The organism is Serratia silvae (assembly GCF_023282985.1).
Lineage (GTDB): Bacteria > Pseudomonadota > Gammaproteobacteria > Enterobacterales > Enterobacteriaceae > Chania > Chania silvae.
On record NZ_JAGQDC010000014.1, the window covers coordinates 1 to 19,360 of the forward strand.

The following is a 19,360-nucleotide window of genomic DNA, read 5'->3' on the forward strand; positions in this document are numbered from 1 at the left end:
ACCCTACGGGTTCGAGCTTAGTACGCCCCTCTGGGGCGCCAAAGCAATGCCGCCTTCTATGAAGGCGGATTTTTACTCTGTGGGGAAATTACAGGCCTTCGGTGACAATCTTGGCGGCCGCAGCCAACACGTCTTTGCGGGCTTCGGCATTCTGCTGTGGCTGCGTGAAATAGGTTACTAATACCAACGGTGCGTGGTTCGTTGGCCAAATCACGGCGATATCGTTAGTGGTACCGTAATCACCGCTGCCGGTTTTATCACCGACCACCCACGTGGTTGGCAGACCTGCGCGAATGCTGGCTCCGCCGGTAGTATTCCCCTTCATCCATTCAACCAGTTGAGCACGCTGTGGTTCACCCAGCGCCTTGCCCAAGGTCAGGTTTTGCAGGCTTTTTGCCATCGCCAGCGGCGAACTCGTGTCACGTTCATCACCCGGAATGGCGGTATTCAAGGTGGGCTCGGTACGATCAAGACGGAAGGTTTTATCGCCGATGGTACGGGCAAATTCTGTTACTTTTGCCGGGCCGCCAAGATGATCAAGGATCTTGTTCATCGCCGTGTTGTCACTGTACTGGATGGTGGCGGCACTGAACTCGGCCAGGGTCATCCCGGTATCCAGGTGTTTTTCGGCGATCGGGTTGTAGTTGACCAGATCGGATTGCTTGATCTCCATCCGCTTAGCCAAAAGATTTTTATCCGTCTCGCTCTGTTTTAACAACGCCGACACCGCCATCACCTTGCTGGTGCTGCACATGGCAAAACGTTCATCCGCGCGATACAGGATCTGCGAATTATCGGCGGTATCGATCAGCGCCACACCCAGGCGGCCACCGGAACTTTTCTCCAGTTCAGACAGTTGCTGCTGAATATTCGCCTTGGCATTAGCGGGTTGCGCCCATAACGGTGCGCTACCGAACAGCAACGGCATAACCGTAGCGACCATCAGGGTGGTTTGACGTAGTGTATGTTTAACCATGTTTTGCCTCACATAAAATGGATTAACGCAGCGGAGTTCTCTTCAGATGGCGGGAAATATCCTCTGTTGGGCCGTTATTGACAAGCGACAAGAATTTTCTCTAGCATAAAGAAAATCTTTTGGATAATACCTATGCGCTCTAATCTTCCTCTTAACGCGCTGCGCGCTTTTGAAGCCTCTGCCAGACATTTGAGTTTCACACGGGCAGCGCTGGAACTCTACGTTACCCAGGCCGCCGTTAGCCAACAGGTTCGGCTACTTGAAGAGCGCCTGGGTATGGTGCTGTTTAAACGCTTACCCCGTGGTTTAGAAATGACAGAGGAATCGCGGGCGCTATTTGCCGTGCTAACCGACGCCTTTGGCCATATTGAGAAAGCCTTCCGGCAGTTTGAAGGAGGGCAGTTCCAGGAGGTGCTCACCGTCGCCGCCGTTGGCACCTTTGCCGTGGGTTGGCTGTTGCCGCGTCTTGATCGGTTCAGGCAAGAGCATCCCTTTATCGAACTGCGGCTGCGTACCAACAATAACGTTGTCAATCTGGCCGCCGAAGGGCTGGATTTCGCCATCCGTTTTGGCACGGGTTTGTGGCCATCCACCCATAACGAAATGCTGTTTGATGCTCCATTGACCGTATTGTGTACGCCCGCTACGGCTAAGCGGCTCGTTACCCCTACCGATCTGCTGCATGAGGATCTGCTGCGTTCTTATCGTGCTGAAGAGTGGGAAAACTGGTTTGCTGCCGCCGGCCTGCAGGCGGTGAGAGTGAATGGCGCCATCTTTGATTCATCCCGTCTGATGATCGAGAGCGCCATCCATTCCGGTGGTGTGGCTTTAGCCCCGCCGAGCATGTTTGCCCGAGAGCTCGCCGCCGCGCATCTGGTGCGCCCGTTTGCTACCGAAATCAACATGGGAAGCTACTGGTTAACCCATTTAAAATCGAAGACAATGACCCCGGCGATGGAAATATTTAGCCAATGGCTGCTGAAGGAAGCGGGAACAGAAGATATTACGTAGGGGCGCTGTATGCGCCCGTTTAACGCTTGTTGCTTTGGCAGTGCCTTTAATACAGCTCTTCGCGGATCCGTTTAGCCGCGCTTTGCAGCAACTTATAGGCCTCATAGCGATTGGCGTGCAGCTGGCTGAAATCCGCATTCGGATGGTATTGGCTATCCAACTCGGAAAACTGCGCCATCGCCTGCTCCACTGAAACCGCAACCTTGCCAGCCACGGCCCCCAGGATCGCCGAACCCAGCAATACCGGCTCCTCCGCCTTGGTTGTCAGCACGGCACAGCCACAGCTATCCGCCAGCAACTGCCGCACCAAGGGATGGCGGCCCGCCCCGCCGCTGATCACGATCTGTTCAACGGTGACGCCCATCTGGGACTGGGCATCAAGGATTTGCCTGAGCCCATAGCCAATCCCGCAAATACCGGCAATATACAGGGCCACCAAGTTATCGAGGTTGCTCTCCATACCCAACCCGGCAACCACGGCACGGGAATGGGGATCGGCAAAGGGGGCGCGGTTGCCAAGGAACTCGGGAACCACATGCAGGCCATTGGCGAGTTTTGCCGCTTCCGACGCAGATATCATTTTGGCCAGCGCCAAATCGGCCAGCAAGGCTGGCAGTGAAATACCCAATACCTTAGCCTGCTCCGCAGCCTCTGGTGCCGCGGGGTGGAACGAGACCAGCTGCTTGATCGCCGCCCCCGCCGCGCTCTGCCCACCTTCATTAAGCCAGAACCCAGGCACCATCGCAGAGTAATATGGCCCCCAAACGCCTGGAACAAAGGCTGGGTTTTGCGTGGTGGTCATCGTGCAGGACGACGTGCCAAACACGTAAGCCAGGTTATTGGTGACGCCACCGCCAACACCGACAGTACCAATACCGCCAGCATGGGCATCAATCAAGCCCACGGCGACAGGCGTGCCCGCTACTAATCCCATTTCTTTGGCCGCTTCTGCCGTCAGGCCGTTGCCACAAGGCGTACCAGGTTCTTTGATATGTTCCCCAATGCGGCGGAACGCTTCGTCTGCCAACTCTTCAAGGCCGATGGTGCGGAAATAGTCCGGATCCCAACGTTTCTCATGTGCCAGATAGGTCCATTTACAGGTCACGGTACAGACGGAACGTGCCAGATCCCCGGTGGCCCGCCAGGTCAGGAAATCGGCCAGATCGAAGAACTGCCAGGCACTATCGTAGATCACACGCCGGTTCTCCTTCAGCCAAAGCAGCTTGGGCGTTTCCATTTCTGGGGAGATCTTTCCGCCAACATAGTTAAGTACCGGATGCCCGGTGGCGTTGATCCGCTCGGCCTGCTCCGTTGCCCGATGATCCATCCACACAATAATGTTGCGGTCTGGATCTTCGGATGGCCCTACCGCCAGGGGGTTGCCGTCTGCATCAAGTACCACCAGGGAGCAAGTGGCATCAAAGCCGATGCCTGCCACATTACTTGGGGAAATGCCGGATGCGGCAACCGCCTGTTTGATACTGGCGCACACCGCTTGCCATATCTCACGGCTGGATTGTTCAACATAATTTTCCGGGCCGCGGAACAAGGTGATCTCTTGGCTGGCATGCGCCAACATGGTACCGGAGAGATCAAACACCCCTGCCCGTGCGCTGCCTGAACCCACATCGACACCGATAACGACCTGCTGTTGATTGTTCATCATTTTCACCTATCAAAGATCGACACTGTTTGGCAGGATTACCAGGTCACGCACGGTGACATGCTTCGAGCGCGTTACCATAAATAACACCGCTTCGGCCACTTCCCTTGGCTGCATCAGGCTGCCGTTGGCCAGAGCCTCTTCCATCTTGGCTTTTGGCCAATCGTCCAGCAGCGCGGTAACCACCGCACCTGCCAACAGCTGCGTACCAACGCCTTCCCACACCCTTTGCTCACAGCGCTCAATCGATTGAGCATAATTGCTACTTTTTATTTTTACTGTCAAGATATAGAAAATTGGGGAGCGAAATTTGTGACTGGGTTCAAAGCAAAAAAAACGACGATTTATGATTTGGCCGAACTGGCCGGAGCCTCCTCAAGCGCGGTAAGCGCCGTGCTCAATGGCAGTTGGAAAAAGCGCCGCATCGGCGCTCAGCTGGCAGAGAAAATCCTGCGCCTCGCCGAAGAACAAGGCTATACCGTCAATCAACAGGCCAGCCTGCTGCGCCGCCGAAAATCGACGATGATCGGCATGATTGTCCCCAAATATGACAACCGTTATTTCGGGTCGATCGTCGAGCGGTTCGAGTCGATGGCCCGTGAACGCGGCCTATTCCCGGTGATCACCTGTACCAGCCGCGATCCTGAATTGGAAATCGAAGCGGCACGCACCATGCTTTCCTATCAGGTTGACTGGATCATCTCTACCGGTGCCACTGCCCCCGACAATATCACCGAGATCTGCGCCGCCTCCGGTATTTCAACGCTGAATCTCGATCTGCCTGGCACTCTCGCCCCTTCGGTGATCACCGATAACTATGCCGGGGCCAAAGAGTTGACGTTACGTATCCTGGCCAACTGTGAAAAACGGCTGGGCTACCTCAAACCACTGATCTTCGTGGGGGGGCGTGGGGTTGACCATAACACCACAGAACGCCAGCGCGGCTTCAGAGATGCCCACCGTCAGTTAGGCGTTGAGGTCATCGAAGAGAACCTGCTGGCCTGCGGTTATTCCCCAGACAAGGCCGAGTTGGCGCTGAAAACGTTTATTGCTCAAGGCGGCGATCTGCAAACCGGGCTGTTCGTCAACTCGACGATCTCGCTTGAAGGCGTAATGAGCTGGTTGGTGGCATCTGGCTATCGCGGTGATAAACAGCCCGTGATGGGCTGTTTTGACTGGGATCCTTTCGTACTGCTGTTAGGTCATGACATTGTGATGGTGAGGCAGGATGTCAACAAGATGTTGCAGGCCGCGTTTGCGTTGATTGATGCCAACTCACAAGAAAAGCAGCTCATTGAAATACCGCCGATCTTCCCAGAGGTCATTTGAGGTTATCCCTTCATGACCTTGGACTTCTTGATCCGGTACATGGTGGAGTCCCCATCTGCCAGCAAGGTTTCCAGGCTGTGGGGCGCGGTGGGATCAAACTCGACGATGCCATAGGAGAACGCCAGTTGGTAAGGCGTGATCTGTGAGGCATTATGTTCATCCACACAACGTTGCAGGGCTAAAACCCCCTGCTCGGCTTCGCTTTTACTGCGGCTGCCCATCAGCGCGACAAACTCGTCACCGCCCAACCGGGCTATCACGTCGAAGTAGCCAAACACCCGTTTCATCAGCTCGGTAAAGTAGACCAGCGCTCGGTCGCCTTCCCCATGCCCATAGGTGTCATTAATCATCTTGAATTTGTCGAGATCGATAAATACCAGGCTGGCCTTAACCCCTTTCACCTGGCAATGATGCAGCATATGGTCTGCCAAGGAGATAAAACCACGGCGATTAGAAATTTGCGTCAGTTCATCAGAGGTCGATGCCTGAAATGCACGCAGTTCATCTTCCACCATCGAGGCCAGATCGCGTAGCGCCACCGCGTCTTCGGCATCAAACAGCCGGGGTTTATTGTCGATCAGGCACAGGGTCCCCATCTTGAGATTGCCGGAGAAACTCAGTGGACAACCGGCGTAGAATCGGACGTGTGGCGAGTCTTTGACAAACGGGTTATCCGCAAAGCGCGCATCCTGCAACGTATCGGGGATCAGTAGAATATCGTTGCCCAGGATCGCATGGCCGCACAATGAAAGATCCCTTGGTGTTTCGGCAGCCGCCACCAATCCACTGCTGGACTTGAACCATTGGCGGTTTTCATCAATCAGACTTACCAAGGCAATGGGTACTCCGAACAGCCGCCGGGCCATGCGTGTTACCCGATCAAAGCGCTCTTCTGGCAGTGTATCCAACAGACGTAGGGAATGCAGAGCCTTCAATCGCTGTACTTCATTGGCAGGTATCTCAGGCGTTTTCATCTCTGCATCCACTCCAATTAAACCCAAGGTCTTTCTCGGGAAAGCAAAACCGTCTGTTGCAGGATAATCTCGTTCGCCACCGCTAGCAATCCGATGCACAAAACAGATGCCACTTTCCCCCTGTTTTCAGCCGTTTGATTTATCCGTTGCCACCTAAACTAGCCGTTTTACCCGTCGTCTTTCAAGCGGCTGTTTGAAATCCATAGGGTATCGCATAAAAGCAAGGCATCCGGTGTGGCAAAACCCTTTTTACGCAGTGGCAATCTAGATGACGTTCTTACATTGGGCGAAAATGGGCAACCTGTTTATACGTTGGCGTCCCAGTTACGTGAGGCGTTGCGCCTCCAGCAACAGCCTGCCGTAGCGGATTGCCTGGCGATCCCGATCCCCAACGCGCAAGACGATCGTATTGACTGGTATGCGCCCATTGCTGGCCGGGCTATCTCCTGGCATGCCGCCGATGACGACGCACGGGCGGCCGCCTTGCCGCTGTTGGAACATTTCCAGACCACCGCTGAAGCCATCAACCTGCGCGCTCGCCACAGCGGCAAAGCCAGCCTGCAAATGTTTGCGGCACTGCTCAGCAAAGCCATGCAGTTTCCGGATCAGAACGCGGTTTTCCTGGTGGATGGCAAACCGGTGATCACCTTCTGGGGCTGCGTGAAAGCCGATAGCCAGATCCGCCCCGCGCCTTTGGATTGCCTGCGCCCGAAAGATCGCCCTGCGCCACCCATCGCCCCACCACTCGTTGAAATCGTTGCTGAACCTATTGCTGAACTGCCACCGCCCGCACCTCTGCCACCGGTGGTGGATGATAAACCTCACAACGCCTGGTGGTTACTGCTACTGCCAGCAGCGCTCATACTGGCCGCCGCGATCTGGCTGTTGATCCCTAAGCCAACCTCCCAGCCAATAATAGAAATTGCTGAGCCAGCCAAGGTACAACCCAAGCCGGTTATTACTCCCGTCGCATTTCAGTTGCCATTAGGCCACGCGGAGGTGCTGCCCCCGCCGGTCATTACGCCAGTGGTGGTCGATAAACTGGCGCTGACGTTACCTGCCGAGGCGGTAAAAGCCGGTTCTACCGCGTTCCTCAACGGCAAATGGCGCGTCACTTTGGCGATCAAGGATCCGCTGACCGGTAAACCGCCGAGCTTGCTGTATCAGTTTAATCGCGGCAAAGGCACCGCCAGGATCGTTCAGGGTGACAAAGTCACCTGCCGGGTTGAAGTCAACGCTGGCCTGATGCAGTCCGGCAATCTGGTGATCAATAGCCGTACCAAGGCCCGTTGCAGCGACGGTTCCCGCTATCAGATGCCGGAGCTGGTGTGTAAGCAAGGTGACACCGCAGCCGCAGAATGCACCGGTCGTTACGGCAACAACGAAACGGTATTCCCTATGACGATCAAGCGCGAGAGTAAATAATGTTGGCGACCCCCATCGCATATCCGCAGCGCGTTACGCTGATACCCAACAGCGGGATCCAATTTCTGGACTTCTCCCTTACGCCGATGTTGGATGCCGAGCGCCCAGGCAAATTTGTCCGACAGACCGCCAACGGCCCATTGCTGCGGCTGAACTACCATCAGGCCAAGGATCGCTATTTTCTGCCGGTGGCCCCCGGCGAACCCGCCGAAATGGTGCGCCCCGAATTCAGTTTCCCTTTGGAGCAGTCATTGCAGCTGCTCGATCATGTCTGGTTACCGCTGCCGTTCATGCGCTTCAACCCGCCCAACAGTTTTCTCAGCGGCCCGGACAACTGGGCGCGTATACAAATCAGAAGATTGGAACAGCCGGATCGGCAAGGTCATACGCTGCGCATCACGCTGGCATTTGATACCCAAGTCTATCCAGCAGGGCATGAAAACCAACCGTTGGCCCCTAATCAGCAGGACATCGCCACCGGGCTGAGCTTTGCGCTGGTGCACCATAGCCAGGATCTGGGTGATTTCCTGGATGCCACCTGGGTTGACGGCTGGTTGCGCGAGGTCTTTACCCAACAGGCCATCGCCCTGGAACAGCGCCCGGAGCGCAATATCAATGCTTCGCTGCGTGAATTTGAATACCAGGCGCATTACCTGAACCTGCTGGAACTGCTGGCCAGCCAGCTAAACGTGCCGACTATCACGCTAGGCAGTGATGTGCAGCAACCTGCAGTGAATGTGGATCTGATCCTCGATGTTGGCAACTCCCATACCTGCGGCATCCTGGTAGAAGATCACCCGGCGGAACGCAACGGCTTGAAACACAGCTATGAGCTGCAACTACGCGATCTCAGCGAACCACATTATCTGCACCAAGGCCTGTTTTCCAGCCGCACGGAGTTTGCCCCCGCCAATTTTGGCAAAGCTAATTACTCGTTTGAAAGTGGCCGCGATGATGCATTTCTCTGGCCCTCCCTGACCCGAGTGGGCCATGAAGCTTGCCGATTGGCGCAGCAGCGGCAGGGCGATACGGCATCTACCGGCCTTTCCAGTCCACGACGCTATCTCTGGGATGAAGAGAGTTACACCCCCGGCTGGCGCTTCAACCGCACGGCAGAGAATAGCCTACAGGAACCACCTGCTTTCGCGACACCGCTGGCTCAGTTGATCAATGACCAGGGCCAGCCGTTAGCCAACCTGCCACTGGAAGAGCGTCTGCCGGTTTTCACCCCAAGCTACAGCCGCAGTTCTCTGATGGCCCTGATGCTTAGCGAGTTGTTGGCTCAGGCGCTAATGCAAATCAACAGCGTGGCCCAGCGCCTCACCTTACGTGACGGCGCGGCACCTCGCCGTTTACGTAATATCATTCTGACCCTGCCTTCCGCTATGCCAGTGCCGGAGCGTGAAATCTTCCGCCAGCGGATGCATGAGGCGATCGCGCTAGTGTGGCAGGCAATGGGTTGGCATTCGGCGAATGAAGACTTTATCGGCATCGCCAGCTCGGTGCCGGTCCCCGCCGTACAGATGGAGTGGGATGAAGCCACCTGCGGCCAGATGGTCTATCTGTATAACGAAATCCAGGTCAACTTTGCGGGCCAGGCCGAGGCGTTCTTTAGTGCCATGGCACGCCCTGACTCCGCTGAGCCGGGGAAAACGCTGCGTATTGCCTCGGTGGATATCGGCGGCGGCACCACCGATCTGGCGATCACCCAGTACCGCCTGGAAGAGACAGCTGGCAACAACGTCAAGGTGACCCCGCATCTGTTATTCCGCGAAGGGTTCAAGGTCGCGGGCGATGACATTCTGCTGGACGTGATCCGCCTGTATCTGCTGCCCGCCCTGCAGGCCGAATTCAAACGCGTCGGCGTGGCAGAACCGGCAGCGCTGATGGCCGAACTGTTTGGCCAGGAAGAGGGTTCGGCGTTACAGCAACAAGTGACACTGCAACTTTTCATCCCGCTCGCGCAGGCGATCCTGGAACGCTATGAAAGCTTCACTCCGGTGCAGACCCGCAGCGAAATCGACGTCGTGTTGGGCGAACTGTTGACGCAAAAGCCTACCGATAACGTGTTGAAATATATCAATGCAGCGGTGCAACGCGGTTTACCGGCAGAGGCGGAACTGTTCGATGTTTTGCGGACGCCGCTAATTCTGCGGCTGAACCAATTGCATGCCGAATTCCTTGCACCACGCATGGCGCTTACCCGTAATCTGCGGTTGTTAACCGAGGTGATCGCGCTGCACAACTGCGACGTACTGTTGCTCACTGGCCGCCCTTCTCGTTTCCCCGGCATTCAGGCCCTGTTCCGGCAGCTACAGCCGGTGCCGATCAACCGCATCGTTTCGCTGGATGGTTATCACACCAGCGGCTGGTATCCTTTCAACCAGCAAGGGCGGATCGAAAATCCCAAATCTACCGCGGCGGTGGGTGCCATGCTGTGCCTGTTAGCGCTGGAGTTACGTTTACCAGGCGTTTACTTCAAAGCGGCGGATTTCCGCCCTTATTCAACGGTGCGTTATCTGGGGCGCCTGGATGGGGACAATCGCCTGCCTGCCAATCAGGTTTTCTATGCCGACCTCGATCTGGATACCCCGGATGGCGGCTTGGACAACAGCGTCAGCTTTGCCCTCAACGGCGCATTGTGTCTGGGATTCCGCCAGTTGGATAACGAGCACTGGCCCGCCGCCCCGCTGTTTACCCTGACGATTATCGATCCGCAGCTGGCGCGTAACCTGGCTGGCGATAACCTGTTACGGGTTAAAATTGCCCCGCAGCCGAATTCCCCCGCTCGCTGGAGCATCACTAGCGCCGAACTGGAAGACGGTAGCCCGGTGCCAACCGAACATCTGCAACTCAAATTGAATACGCTGATCGACAGTGCAACCGGGGCGACCCACTATTGGATCGACAGCGGGAGCGTTTTTGCATGAAGTCAGCTATTCCCCCAACGTCCCCACTTACCCAGCGCTGGCCGCTATTAAATCAAGGTATCGCTCAGGCGCTGGTCTGGGCGGAAAATACCCGCCTACAGACACCCCGTTTTGCGCTGGAAGCACCAACCTTAATGCTTAACCTGCGCCGTAGCCGCATCCAACTTCAGCGGCTGGCGGTTGCTGCCAGTCAACGGGGAGCATTGGGCTTTTATGGCCGTTCGCAAGCGGCAAAAAATCATCTGATCGCCTCGCTGGCTACGGCAGAAGCGAACTGTCTGGCTACCACCTTCGCGGGTAAAACGCTGGATTACCTGAAGCATATCCGCCCAGGGGACTCCGCCGTCGGAGTGGCGATCCGTTTTAGCCACGCCATAGCTCAACAAGATCCTGATTATCCGGTGCAGCTTCAACTGCTGACGGCGGCGGAGCTGGTGTGCATGGTGGCGCGTTGCAGTCATACACAGCAGGCAATAGAAAAAACAGAGATCGAAGAACTCATCGCCTCTTTGACAAAACGTTGCCAACCTCAGGCTGTGCCAGGTCTCGGTGCCGAGGATATCGTCACACTCTGGGATAGCCTGCGCACAGACGCCCCGCAGTTACAACAGCGCTGGGACAGTGAATACTGGCCAAACGCCTTGGCTATCGCTCCCTATCTTTCCATTGATGACCGGGCGGATCTGTTTGCACCGCTGTGGGGGAAAGAACCGGCATTAACCGCATGTTATCGCCGTCTGGCTTACCGGCGGGATCAGTTGGGGGGCGCAGCAAGCGTGCTGGCTCCGCTCAGCCTGCTGACGAATGAAAATCAGCAGCCCAGCGATGGCATCCTGACGCCAGCAAACCTGGAAGAGAGCGATGACAAGGTTCAGCTCAAACTCGATAACGGCGTGATGACGATGCCCGTGGCAGAGCTGAGGTTATTGGCCGCAGAGTTGCTGATCCCATTACAGAGCCATCCAGCCCATAGCGGCTTTGCGTCGACAGATTATCTAGACCTTCCTGCTTACAGGGCAGATGACGAGAGCCTTTCCCCTGCCAATCGGCGTCTGCAGCAGGCCAAGAGCCTCACGCTACTGCAACGTTATAGCGACCAACAGGCCATGCAAGCCTTGATCGTCTGCCATGCGGCGGCCAGCCGTGAAGAAGTCACGATGGTCGGCCAAGCGCTGGATCATTGGGTACAACAACATCAGGAAGCAGGCAGCCGTGGCCATCCCGAGTTGATCTGGGCATTTACCCCGTATGATCGGCGATCGTCGACCCATTTTGACCAAGCCGTACAACGCTACGTTGGCCATCCTGGCGAGGTTTGGGGAACGCTGCTGGCGATGAATGAAGATGAAGTCCGGCGTATGACCGACTATCTGCTCACTTCGGTGAATGTCGTCGCCCGCCATAACCGCCTGCAACAGCGTTTTGATCGGCTCGAGCAAGAGTTACGGCACAACCTACTTGGCCGCTGGATCAACGCGGAAACCGAGGATAAAGCGCACATCGCCAAGGCCACGGTAAAAGCGTTGCAAGACCGCACGACGCTGCATGGCGAACTGCTGGAGCACTTATTGCCAGACCGTAATGCCCTACAGCCACTCTTTTGCCAACAACAAGATCGCCCGCATAACGACGACCCTTTAGCGGTCGTGCTAGATCTGTTTGACGAGCAACCTACAGCGGCATCTCCGCTGGAGTCTGACGCTAACGCGGTGCTAAAGGTGCAACAAGTCTGGATCACCCAATTGCGCAATCTGGCTGACAATCGTGCATTAGTCAGCCTACTGGCGGTTGATACAGCCACATTGACCACGCTGGCCGATGAGTTGATCACCGCCAGTTTCCGGCTGGAAATCTGGCAACGGTTAGGGAATGCCCTGGCCGAACCGGGACATGCGGGCCACAGCCAGGATAATCACGTCGAGCGGCAAATCGCCTGTACCTTGACGGTGCTGGGGGATTTTGTCGCCTGGCTTGGCTTCCCGCTTCGCCCACAGGCTCAACGGCCAGAAAGCCGCATTAATCGTGGTCATAAGATCTTTACCAAACCCAGCCAGAGCGCCGAGCTACGTATGACCGCATTACCAGCAGAACCGATCAATAACACGGCGCTGTATATCTACGATTGGCTGGTGGGGTTATATCAATTAATCGCTGAAAATGCGGGCCACGGCGGCGCGCAGGCGCTCAGTGGATCGCAGCGTGAAAAGTTGGGCCAGATTATGCGTGAAATGGGTTAATCATTAACGTAACACCGTTAACTCTCTCTTGAGAGAGTTAACGGCTAACTCAATTAAAAGCGATCGATCTGCACAATCTCATCAACCGGCAGTTTACCAATGCGTGGATAAGGCTGACCGATGCCCTTGCCAATCGCCACCATCAGCGCGATCTGATAGTGTTCGGGTTTATTGATGATCTTGCCGACGGCGTCAAAATCAAAGCCGTCCATTGGGCAGGAGTCATAACCTTGGGCTTTGGCCGCCAGCATCAACGTCTGAGCAAACAGGCCGCTGCTGCGCATGACTTCATCACGCTGCACCTGGGCCTTACCGCGGTAATATTGGTCGACAGCGGGCAGCATAAACTGTTGCACCGGTTCTGCCGCTTCACGCCAGATGTTTTTCACCTGGGATTCCCAACTAGACAGATCGCCACACAGCACAACCAGCATCGAGGCATCGGTTACCTGCGCCTGGCCCCAAGCCACCTCGCGGATATGTTCACGTTGGGTACGATCTTCGATCAGCAGCGGGCGCCAATGTTGCAGGTTGAAAGCACTAGGGGTGTTTTGCAGGGCAATATTGAGCAGCGCCTTCTTCTCATCCAGCGTCATCACATGCTGGGTATCGAACTGCTTGGTCGCGCGGCGTTGTTGGATAGCATCAAGAGTGTTCATGTTTCATGTCCTTTGATTAAGTTAACCCGCTTATTGTCGCTTTTTCACGGCCTCTGTCCACCGGGATTTGTGAGCCACTCGGCTCAGGCCTCCCGCACCGCCGCCAGGTAAATAGTAAGGCACAAATAAAACCGGCAATAACATATATTTTTATAATGAGATAACGGAATGACATTTGAAATTCAAATAACAGAAATTGCTACACATTCGCTTTTATAGACAAGGCCTGTTATTTATAGGTAATCTGTACTACAGATAATTCATTAACTGAAGAACTAACAATTTCACTATGGACAGAGCTTTAGATCTCTTACATATTCATTAGGCGCTACCCAAGACGCTTTTGAACATACTTTATACCCACTACCCTTAAGATTATGCCCAATATATATGGAGGAAAACAAACTTATTATCGCGCCAAACATGGCTAATAGAGTTAATGAGTTAGCGAGTTTATTATTCATCACTGGAACCTTGTTTTTTATTACGCACAAAAATGCCAAATATGAAAAGTAGAACAGTAAAGGAGTCCCGAATATGAATAGACCTACTTTCCAAGAGAAGATGATGACATCATTTAATTTAAAAAAAGACAAATATCCACTTAGAGAAACCCAGCTAAGCCAACATGATAGTAGGAAGACAAAGACTCCAAACAACCCAACTATCGGTCTATTTATTTTAACCACGGCTATATCTCCCCCAAGTGTTAAAGAATTGATTTGGATGATACGGGGCGTTATGCTCTTTATATGACTTCAGATGCTTAATGATTTTTTCACTTATTTTTAATTCGCTATCCAACCAGTATAAACCATAACTAATACCAAGCCCAAGTAAAAATATACCACCAGCTATAGCAATAACACTGCCTCCAGTAATCATAAGACTGGTAGCTACCATTTTTGCATACCATGCAGCCCCAACAGATACCGCCAACTTAGCCATATCCATAGTTAAATTTACAAAGAAATCGGTCAAACCATACTCATCTTTTAGCAACAACTCAACGGCACGATAAGCTGCGGAAAATACAATACAGAATCTTGCCCCACCAATAATGCCATTCTCAATACCTCTGGTCCCGATGCCTATATCTAATATTCTCTGGTTATCAATCAGGTAGCGGGTAGCATTTAAATATCGTCTGATGCCAGGGTATCCCGACAACCGGATGTAGCGATTGCCATTTCTCCCCACGTATTCGGTTGCCGTGACGCCATACCCTCTCAGCTCCATCGCAATCCTGCCCACGGACAGTGACTCGGCGATATTGCCAGCAAAAGACGACATCGGATCGGTGCAGGAAAACATCGCATCCTTCCACGACTGATTGGCATTGGGATCGCACAAGGTTTTTAAGAAATACTGCGCCTCCTCTACCGTGAGCAAGGCATACATATTCTCATCTTTCATTTCATTGAGCTGAGCGTGCAGCTTTTGATAGTTGATATCCGCGTGTTGCCGCTTAAAATCAAGGTGATCTTGCAGGCGGTAGTCATCTTCAACAAAAGTTTGCGAAACCGGATCGTATCTCATAAGCCTTCAGTCCCTCGATTTAGCCTAAGTCAACACAGTATATGAGTTTGTTTGTCACAATCCCATAAATTTCTCTCACCAATGCGAGAGCCATCAGGTTTTTTAATCATGGAGGAAATTACGCTGTGTGAATGGTTAGAACGTGACAGGACGGGAAATAACGCTCAGCGATCTCTTCTATTATCGCCTAATTATATTCTCATGATGAATGCATTAAGCTGGGTTAAATTAGAAAATTTCATTCAGTGTCTGAACCTTTAGATCGGTACGGGATGAACATCATGGTAACTAACGCTAACTGATTCTGCTTATAATGTATTGGATAGTTTCTGCCGGGATACGTGGAGGCGCGGTATACGCCCCCACGATGGCACCTACCTCATCGTTTTAGCAAAATTATTGGCGTGCACCAGGTGGCGCTGACGCATTTCCAGCGCCTCGTTGAAGTTACTGTACAAAGTCTGATAGCGCTCCAGGCAATAAACTATTATCAGCGGTAACAGCGCGCAGAGATACAGCGGGATAAACTGCGGGGTGATCTGTAATGCTGCAAAAATCAGGCAGATTGCGATACTCCACAACTGCGAGACCAGTAACCAGATCAGACCACGGAGCCAAGGCGTAAGCCTGCCGGTGAATGACCAGGGAGCACAAGGCGTAGAGTGGGCATCCAAGGTGCCATTGAGCAACTCGCCAAACACCACGTAGCGCCGTGTGCGGTTGGCAAACGCCAGCATAAACAGCATCACCACGCCCATCAGGATCATAAACGCGATAATAAATGCCGGATGCGCATAGCCAGCGGCCAGGCTGAACGCGGGCTTACGGGCGATTGGCAATACCAGCGCAAAGTTAATCAACAGGCTTAACAACAGATCCTCCGCCACCAGGCCAGGCAGGCGACGTAACCTTGGACGATTCGCCTCTGGTTCAGTGTGGGATTTAAATGCCAGCAGGATATTAAACGAGATTGATCTGTACAGTTGGGCTAGCATCAATGCAGGCAAGACCAGCACGCCCAGCAGTGCGATCAAGGCATAACGCCACTGCGTGCCGCACAGCCAAATCAGCCCGCTCAGCGCAGTCACCAGGCACAGCGTCACCAGCGAGGCCCAGAATGGCCTGTAGAACAGCTTGGCCCATCCCTGAGTTTTACGCTGCATATAGCCCGCAATCACCTCCGGGCTTTCAAAAACCCGTAGCGTATAAACGCTATATGTCCAATAACCGCGGCCATCGCGCATCATGCTCCAGACGATGGACAACGCAATCGCGCCCAACCCGGCAATCATCTCCGGCAGGCTGATGTCAATGACGTTACGCATCAGTGATGAAGTCAAAATGCCTGAGATCAGCACTACCGGAACAGCGGCGAGCCGTAGATATTTTTTGCTGAAGGTGGAAAACCTTGGGATCATAACGCCCTTACCCCGCCTGTTGAACACTGCTACCAGCAAGATGGTAGTAGTGCTGAATATGGTAATCCTCAGCATGGCCATAATGCTCCAACAGCAAATGGCTGAGTATCTTCTTGTTGCTGATCTCCAGATAGCGACGGTGCCCCATCTGCGCCCAGCGATCCATGCTTTCACGCCAACGCACGGTGTGAGTCAGATGCAGCGCCAGGTTTTCCTTGATTTGCGCCACGCTATATTCCGCTTTGCCGCTGCTGTTCATGATCACCGGGCAAACTGGCGAGGAGAACGGCAAGCCGGCCAACGCCAGACGCATCTGCTCTACCCCTTCGGCCATCAACGGCGTATGCCAGGCACCGTTGACACCCAGTTTGATGGTATTCAAGCCGGAGCGAGCCAGATGATTGACCAGCGTTTTGACCGCCGCCAGTTCCCCGCCAACCACTTGCTGCTGATACCCGTTATCACAGCACACATTCAGCACCTCACCCAACCCCATATTCTCAATCTGGTCACGCAGGGCATCATGGCTGTACGGTTTGACCACGTACATCGCTCCTTTGCGCTGCTCGGCCAGATTTTGCATGATGGTGGCACGCAGGGTGATCGCGCGGAACAGGGTTTCAAGATCCATGACACCAGCAGCATACAGCGCGGTATATTCCCCTGCACTGTGCCCAGCATAGCCAGTTTCCCGCACGCAACAACGCTCACGCAACGCGGTCAGCATTGCGGCATTAACCGTCGTGACGGCCAACTGCTGAAAAACGGTTTTGGTCAGGCGCGTCATCGGCCCTTTCTGACACAGTTTACGTACGTCCACCCCTGAGACATCGCTGGCGCAGTCCCACACTGTTGTCGTTCCTGGTGAGATATCGCACACATCGCTGCCCATGCCAATGGCCGGGGAGCCTTGCCCTGGGAAAATCATCATCCAGCCATCAGCCACGTGAGCGGCAGTGGGTTTATTACCAATTGATTCGCATACCTGCATAAATATTTCCTTTTTCGCCGAAGGTGCCAAATTCACTCTCTTTACTGCCAAAACTGGCCGCGACGCCGGTATAAACCTCAATGTTATGTTTGAGCGGCGTGCTCAGGTGCAGATTCAACACGTGACTGCCATCCACCAGATTGGCCATGCCAGAGACCGACCAATCAATACTGCCGACCTGTTCTTTGTTGGTGCGCGTATAGAGAGTGAGATAATGTTTGCCGAGCAGGTTGCCGCTCCGCCCGACGTTATCGGTTTCTGCCGCCATCATGCGGGAATATTGTTGGTAGCTGGGACGTAAACCCGCAGCTTGTTGTGGTGACAGTAACTTCCCATAGCCGCCGTTGACGAAGCGGATAGTATCGAAGTTATCTTGCCACTGGCTGCGGCTGTAGCCCTGGCTCTGACCGTAATACTCTGCACCGTATTCGGTTTGATCGGTAGTGGTGTAACGCAGACCCACACCGATATCCCCCTGGACGCCATTAGAACGGATCTTGTATGGCTCCTGCATATAGTCGTATTGACGCATGGCTCGTGCGGCATCGCCATCCAGATGACGCCAGGTCTGCCCGTGAGACAGCGATCCTTCAACGCTAAGGATCAGGCTGTCCGTCAGGTTGCCACTGGTACCCAGCGCCAGCGTCTTCTGATTGCCGGTCAAGATGGAGAATGTCGGATTAAACGCCTTCAAACCGGTTGCCGTGTAGCTGGCGTAATACCGGTCAGTGCTGTTGGTTCGTAGTAACGCATTCCACTCCGAGCCGGCTTCCTGCCGCTGATCGTTACGTTTCAAACGCGGAAACGCCGCCAGCGTGTAGGTGCCCTCATTACGATACAGTGAACTGCTGATACCGTAGGCTCCTTCGTCATAGAAATTGCGCCAGCGATCCCCCAGGCCAAAGACACGCACGCCGCGTATGTTGCCACTGATATTGCTCAGCAGATCGAGTGGCGTGACGGAGAACAGATAACCACTGGTCTTGCGGACCTTACCGGCATCGATATACAGGCTGTCGCTGGCGGCCCAACTGACTACGGCCTCGTTGAGTATACCCAGCCCCTGATGGCGTTTATCTTCAAGGGCGCCCGGTTGATGTGCCTGTATGGCATATTCTCCGCTGGCCTGCGCCTTGATGCTGAGGGTTTCCGTCAACGTGCAGCGTCCAACGCCGGAAAGATACAGATTGGCAATGGTGTTATTACGAAATGAGGGACCGTCGAACTGCCACAGCGAATCGGAGGTATGAGAGGAGATCCCCTCAATACCCGCGTAACCGCGCTGGATCTGACATTCCGCCGCCCAATTGCCACTGCTGTAGCTACCCGCCAATAGCAAAATCCCGCTAAAGGGAAGCCGGGTTGCCCTTCTCATCCGTTCAGCCTCAACAGGTACTCTTTCTGGAAATTACTTTCCGGTAGCGATTCCAGCCTGACGTCGCTGTAGCGCATGGTGGTGTAATTATCCTTGCGCAGCGCATCCTCCACCACGATGGTCGTCGGGCGCATCTGCCCCAGCACTGGCTGATAGTCACGGTAGTACGAGCGCTTGATCAGTACCCCGTCGGCAGACAGGAAATCTGCCCGACGCGGAAAACCGGTGTCTTTCTCTACCCAATAGTTGATGGCCGGATAGGTTACATAAGGCCAGCGGCGTTGTAGCGAAAGCTTGTAGCAGATCTGCTGTTCGCAGGCCTCTTCGCCAACCAAGGTAGAGATGTAGGAGTAATCAAAGTCGGCGGCGACCACATCCCCATTGGAAACCTGGCCCATCAAACGCTGCTGGCGGGATATCGGGATCGGGCGCCGCAGATCCGGTGCGAAATACCACATTTTATCCAGATCGGAGAGCAAGGCTTTACCTTTGTCACGCGCCGGGGCAACAAAGCGCACGAGCGCTCGTGCGTCCCCTTTTTCCACCTGTTCAGAAGGTTTGTAGAAGCGCATGGAGATATCCAGCACCTGCTGATTCTCCGTTACGTCACGCCCGCCTTTATGCTCAAGCAACGTCAGTGTGTAGCGGAAAGGTTGATCAGGAGCACGCACTCGGTCGGCGCGGCGGATGATCTCGCGCGCCCGCTGATCTTCCTGTGCCAGGTTACTTAGCCGATCACGATCCAGTGAGAGCGGCGGATTATCCACCGCTTGGGCCAGGCCAGACAGACCCAGCAATATCAAACATCCGGTTATTTGACGTTTCATCGTACA

Annotated in this window: 15 protein-coding genes and 1 pseudogene; 5 read left to right on the forward strand and 11 right to left on the reverse strand. The window is 54.3% G+C overall.

Annotated features, from left to right (window positions below; translation table 11 throughout):
• Window positions 1-88: 88 nt before the first annotated feature.
• Complete coding sequence (gene blaFONA / locus KAJ71_RS16250) at window positions 89-976, reverse strand: FONA family class A beta-lactamase (protein ID WP_248946690.1); 888 nt, start codon at window positions 974-976, stop codon at window positions 89-91.
• A 132-nt stretch (window positions 977-1,108) separates the two neighbouring features.
• Between blaFONA and KAJ71_RS16255 the strand changes: the two genes are divergently transcribed.
• Window positions 1,109-1,987: a LysR family transcriptional regulator gene (locus KAJ71_RS16255; RefSeq protein WP_248946691.1), complete on the forward strand. Its 879-nt coding sequence runs from the start codon at window positions 1,109-1,111 to the stop codon at window positions 1,985-1,987.
• Between the two features lie 46 nt (window positions 1,988-2,033).
• Here the strand turns inward: KAJ71_RS16255 and KAJ71_RS16260 are convergent, their stop codons facing one another.
• Together KAJ71_RS16260 and KAJ71_RS16265 are read right to left on the reverse strand one after the other, a co-directional pair.
• A complete protein-coding gene (locus tag KAJ71_RS16260; protein WP_248946791.1) occupies window positions 2,034-3,650 on the reverse strand; it encodes an FGGY-family carbohydrate kinase in 1,617 nt (538 codons plus the stop codon).
• 12 nt (window positions 3,651-3,662) lie between these two features.
• A pseudogene (locus KAJ71_RS16265) lies at window positions 3,663-3,851 on the reverse strand (glucose dehydrogenase); the annotation flags it as partial.
• 111 nt (window positions 3,852-3,962) lie between these two features.
• Here KAJ71_RS16265 and KAJ71_RS16270 point away from each other — a divergent pair.
• Window positions 3,963-4,979, forward strand: a complete 1,017-nt coding sequence (locus KAJ71_RS16270) for a LacI family DNA-binding transcriptional regulator (protein WP_248946692.1) — start codon at window positions 3,963-3,965, stop codon at window positions 4,977-4,979.
• Window positions 4,980-4,981: 2 nt separating this feature from the next.
• Here the strand turns inward: KAJ71_RS16270 and KAJ71_RS16275 are convergent, their stop codons facing one another.
• The gene (locus tag KAJ71_RS16275) at window positions 4,982-5,953 is read right to left on the reverse strand and encodes a GGDEF domain-containing protein (protein ID WP_248946693.1); all 972 of its coding nucleotides are present in this window, start codon (window positions 5,951-5,953) and stop codon (window positions 4,982-4,984) included.
• A gap of 234 nt (window positions 5,954-6,187) precedes the next feature.
• Between KAJ71_RS16275 and KAJ71_RS16280 the strand changes: the two genes are divergently transcribed.
• From KAJ71_RS16280 to KAJ71_RS16290, 3 genes are read left to right on the forward strand one after another with little or no spacing between them, the layout of a single operon-like run.
• The gene (locus tag KAJ71_RS16280; RefSeq protein ID WP_248946694.1) at window positions 6,188-7,378 is read left to right on the forward strand and encodes an SrfA family protein; all 1,191 of its coding nucleotides are present in this window, start codon (window positions 6,188-6,190) and stop codon (window positions 7,376-7,378) included.
• Entirely contained in the window at window positions 7,378-10,308 is a 2,931-nt protein-coding gene (locus tag KAJ71_RS16285; protein WP_248946695.1) for a virulence factor SrfB, read from the forward strand. Before KAJ71_RS16280 ends, KAJ71_RS16285 begins: the two co-directional genes overlap by 1 nt.
• A complete protein-coding gene (locus tag KAJ71_RS16290; protein WP_248946696.1) occupies window positions 10,305-12,545 on the forward strand; it encodes a virulence factor SrfC family protein in 2,241 nt (746 codons plus the stop codon). The genes KAJ71_RS16285 and KAJ71_RS16290 overlap by 4 nt, the downstream gene beginning before the upstream one ends.
• A 53-nt stretch (window positions 12,546-12,598) precedes the next feature.
• Here the strand turns inward: KAJ71_RS16290 and KAJ71_RS16295 are convergent, their stop codons facing one another.
• From KAJ71_RS16295 to KAJ71_RS16325, 7 genes are all read right to left on the reverse strand, one after another.
• On the reverse strand, window positions 12,599-13,204 hold the full coding sequence (locus KAJ71_RS16295; protein WP_248946697.1) for a nitroreductase family protein: 606 nt from the start codon (window positions 13,202-13,204) through the stop codon (window positions 12,599-12,601).
• Window positions 13,205-13,491: 287 nt separating this feature from the next.
• Window positions 13,492-13,893: a DUF1240 domain-containing protein gene (locus KAJ71_RS16300; RefSeq protein WP_248946698.1), complete on the reverse strand. Its 402-nt coding sequence runs from the start codon at window positions 13,891-13,893 to the stop codon at window positions 13,492-13,494.
• Window positions 13,886-14,743, reverse strand: a complete 858-nt coding sequence (locus KAJ71_RS16305; protein ID WP_248946699.1) for a hypothetical protein — start codon at window positions 14,741-14,743, stop codon at window positions 13,886-13,888. The genes KAJ71_RS16300 and KAJ71_RS16305 overlap by 8 nt, the downstream gene beginning before the upstream one ends.
• Window positions 14,744-15,117: 374 nt before the next feature.
• Window positions 15,118-16,161, reverse strand: a complete 1,044-nt coding sequence (locus tag KAJ71_RS16310) for a YcdU family protein (RefSeq protein ID WP_248946700.1) — start codon at window positions 16,159-16,161, stop codon at window positions 15,118-15,120.
• A 7-nt stretch (window positions 16,162-16,168) separates the two neighbouring features.
• Window positions 16,169-17,152, reverse strand: coding sequence for an ACP S-malonyltransferase (locus tag KAJ71_RS16315; protein ID WP_248946701.1), 984 nt, complete (start codon window positions 17,150-17,152; stop codon window positions 16,169-16,171).
• A complete protein-coding gene (locus KAJ71_RS16320) occupies window positions 17,127-18,527 on the reverse strand; it encodes a hypothetical protein (protein ID WP_248946702.1) in 1,401 nt (466 codons plus the stop codon). Before KAJ71_RS16320 ends, KAJ71_RS16315 begins: the two co-directional genes overlap by 26 nt.
• Complete coding sequence (locus tag KAJ71_RS16325) at window positions 18,524-19,354, reverse strand: outer membrane lipoprotein-sorting protein (protein ID WP_248946703.1); 831 nt, start codon at window positions 19,352-19,354, stop codon at window positions 18,524-18,526. Before KAJ71_RS16325 ends, KAJ71_RS16320 begins: the two co-directional genes overlap by 4 nt.
• Between the last annotated feature and the right edge of the window lie 6 nt (window positions 19,355-19,360).

Coding starts and splice junctions, on each gene's coding strand:
- blaFONA (WP_248946690.1), bottom strand. CDS start 976: ATGGTTAAACATACACTACGTCAAACCACCCTGATGGTCGCTACGGTT.
- KAJ71_RS16255 (WP_248946691.1), top strand. CDS start 1,109: ATGCGCTCTAATCTTCCTCTTAACGCGCTGCGCGCTTTTGAAGCCTCT.
- KAJ71_RS16260 (WP_248946791.1), bottom strand. CDS start 3,650: ATGAACAATCAACAGCAGGTCGTTATCGGTGTCGATGTGGGTTCAGGC.
- KAJ71_RS16275 (WP_248946693.1), bottom strand. CDS start 5,953: ATGAAAACGCCTGAGATACCTGCCAATGAAGTACAGCGATTGAAGGCT.
- KAJ71_RS16285 (WP_248946695.1), top strand. CDS start 7,378: ATGTTGGCGACCCCCATCGCATATCCGCAGCGCGTTACGCTGATACCC.
- KAJ71_RS16290 (WP_248946696.1), top strand. CDS start 10,305: ATGAAGTCAGCTATTCCCCCAACGTCCCCACTTACCCAGCGCTGGCCG.
- KAJ71_RS16295 (WP_248946697.1), bottom strand. CDS start 13,204: ATGAACACTCTTGATGCTATCCAACAACGCCGCGCGACCAAGCAGTTC.
- KAJ71_RS16305 (WP_248946699.1), bottom strand. CDS start 14,743: ATGAGATACGATCCGGTTTCGCAAACTTTTGTTGAAGATGACTACCGC.
- KAJ71_RS16310 (WP_248946700.1), bottom strand. CDS start 16,161: ATGATCCCAAGGTTTTCCACCTTCAGCAAAAAATATCTACGGCTCGCC.
- KAJ71_RS16315 (WP_248946701.1), bottom strand. CDS start 17,152: ATGCAGGTATGCGAATCAATTGGTAATAAACCCACTGCCGCTCACGTG.
- KAJ71_RS16320 (WP_248946702.1), bottom strand. CDS start 18,527: ATGAGAAGGGCAACCCGGCTTCCCTTTAGCGGGATTTTGCTATTGGCG.
- KAJ71_RS16325 (WP_248946703.1), bottom strand. CDS start 19,354: ATGAAACGTCAAATAACCGGATGTTTGATATTGCTGGGTCTGTCTGGC.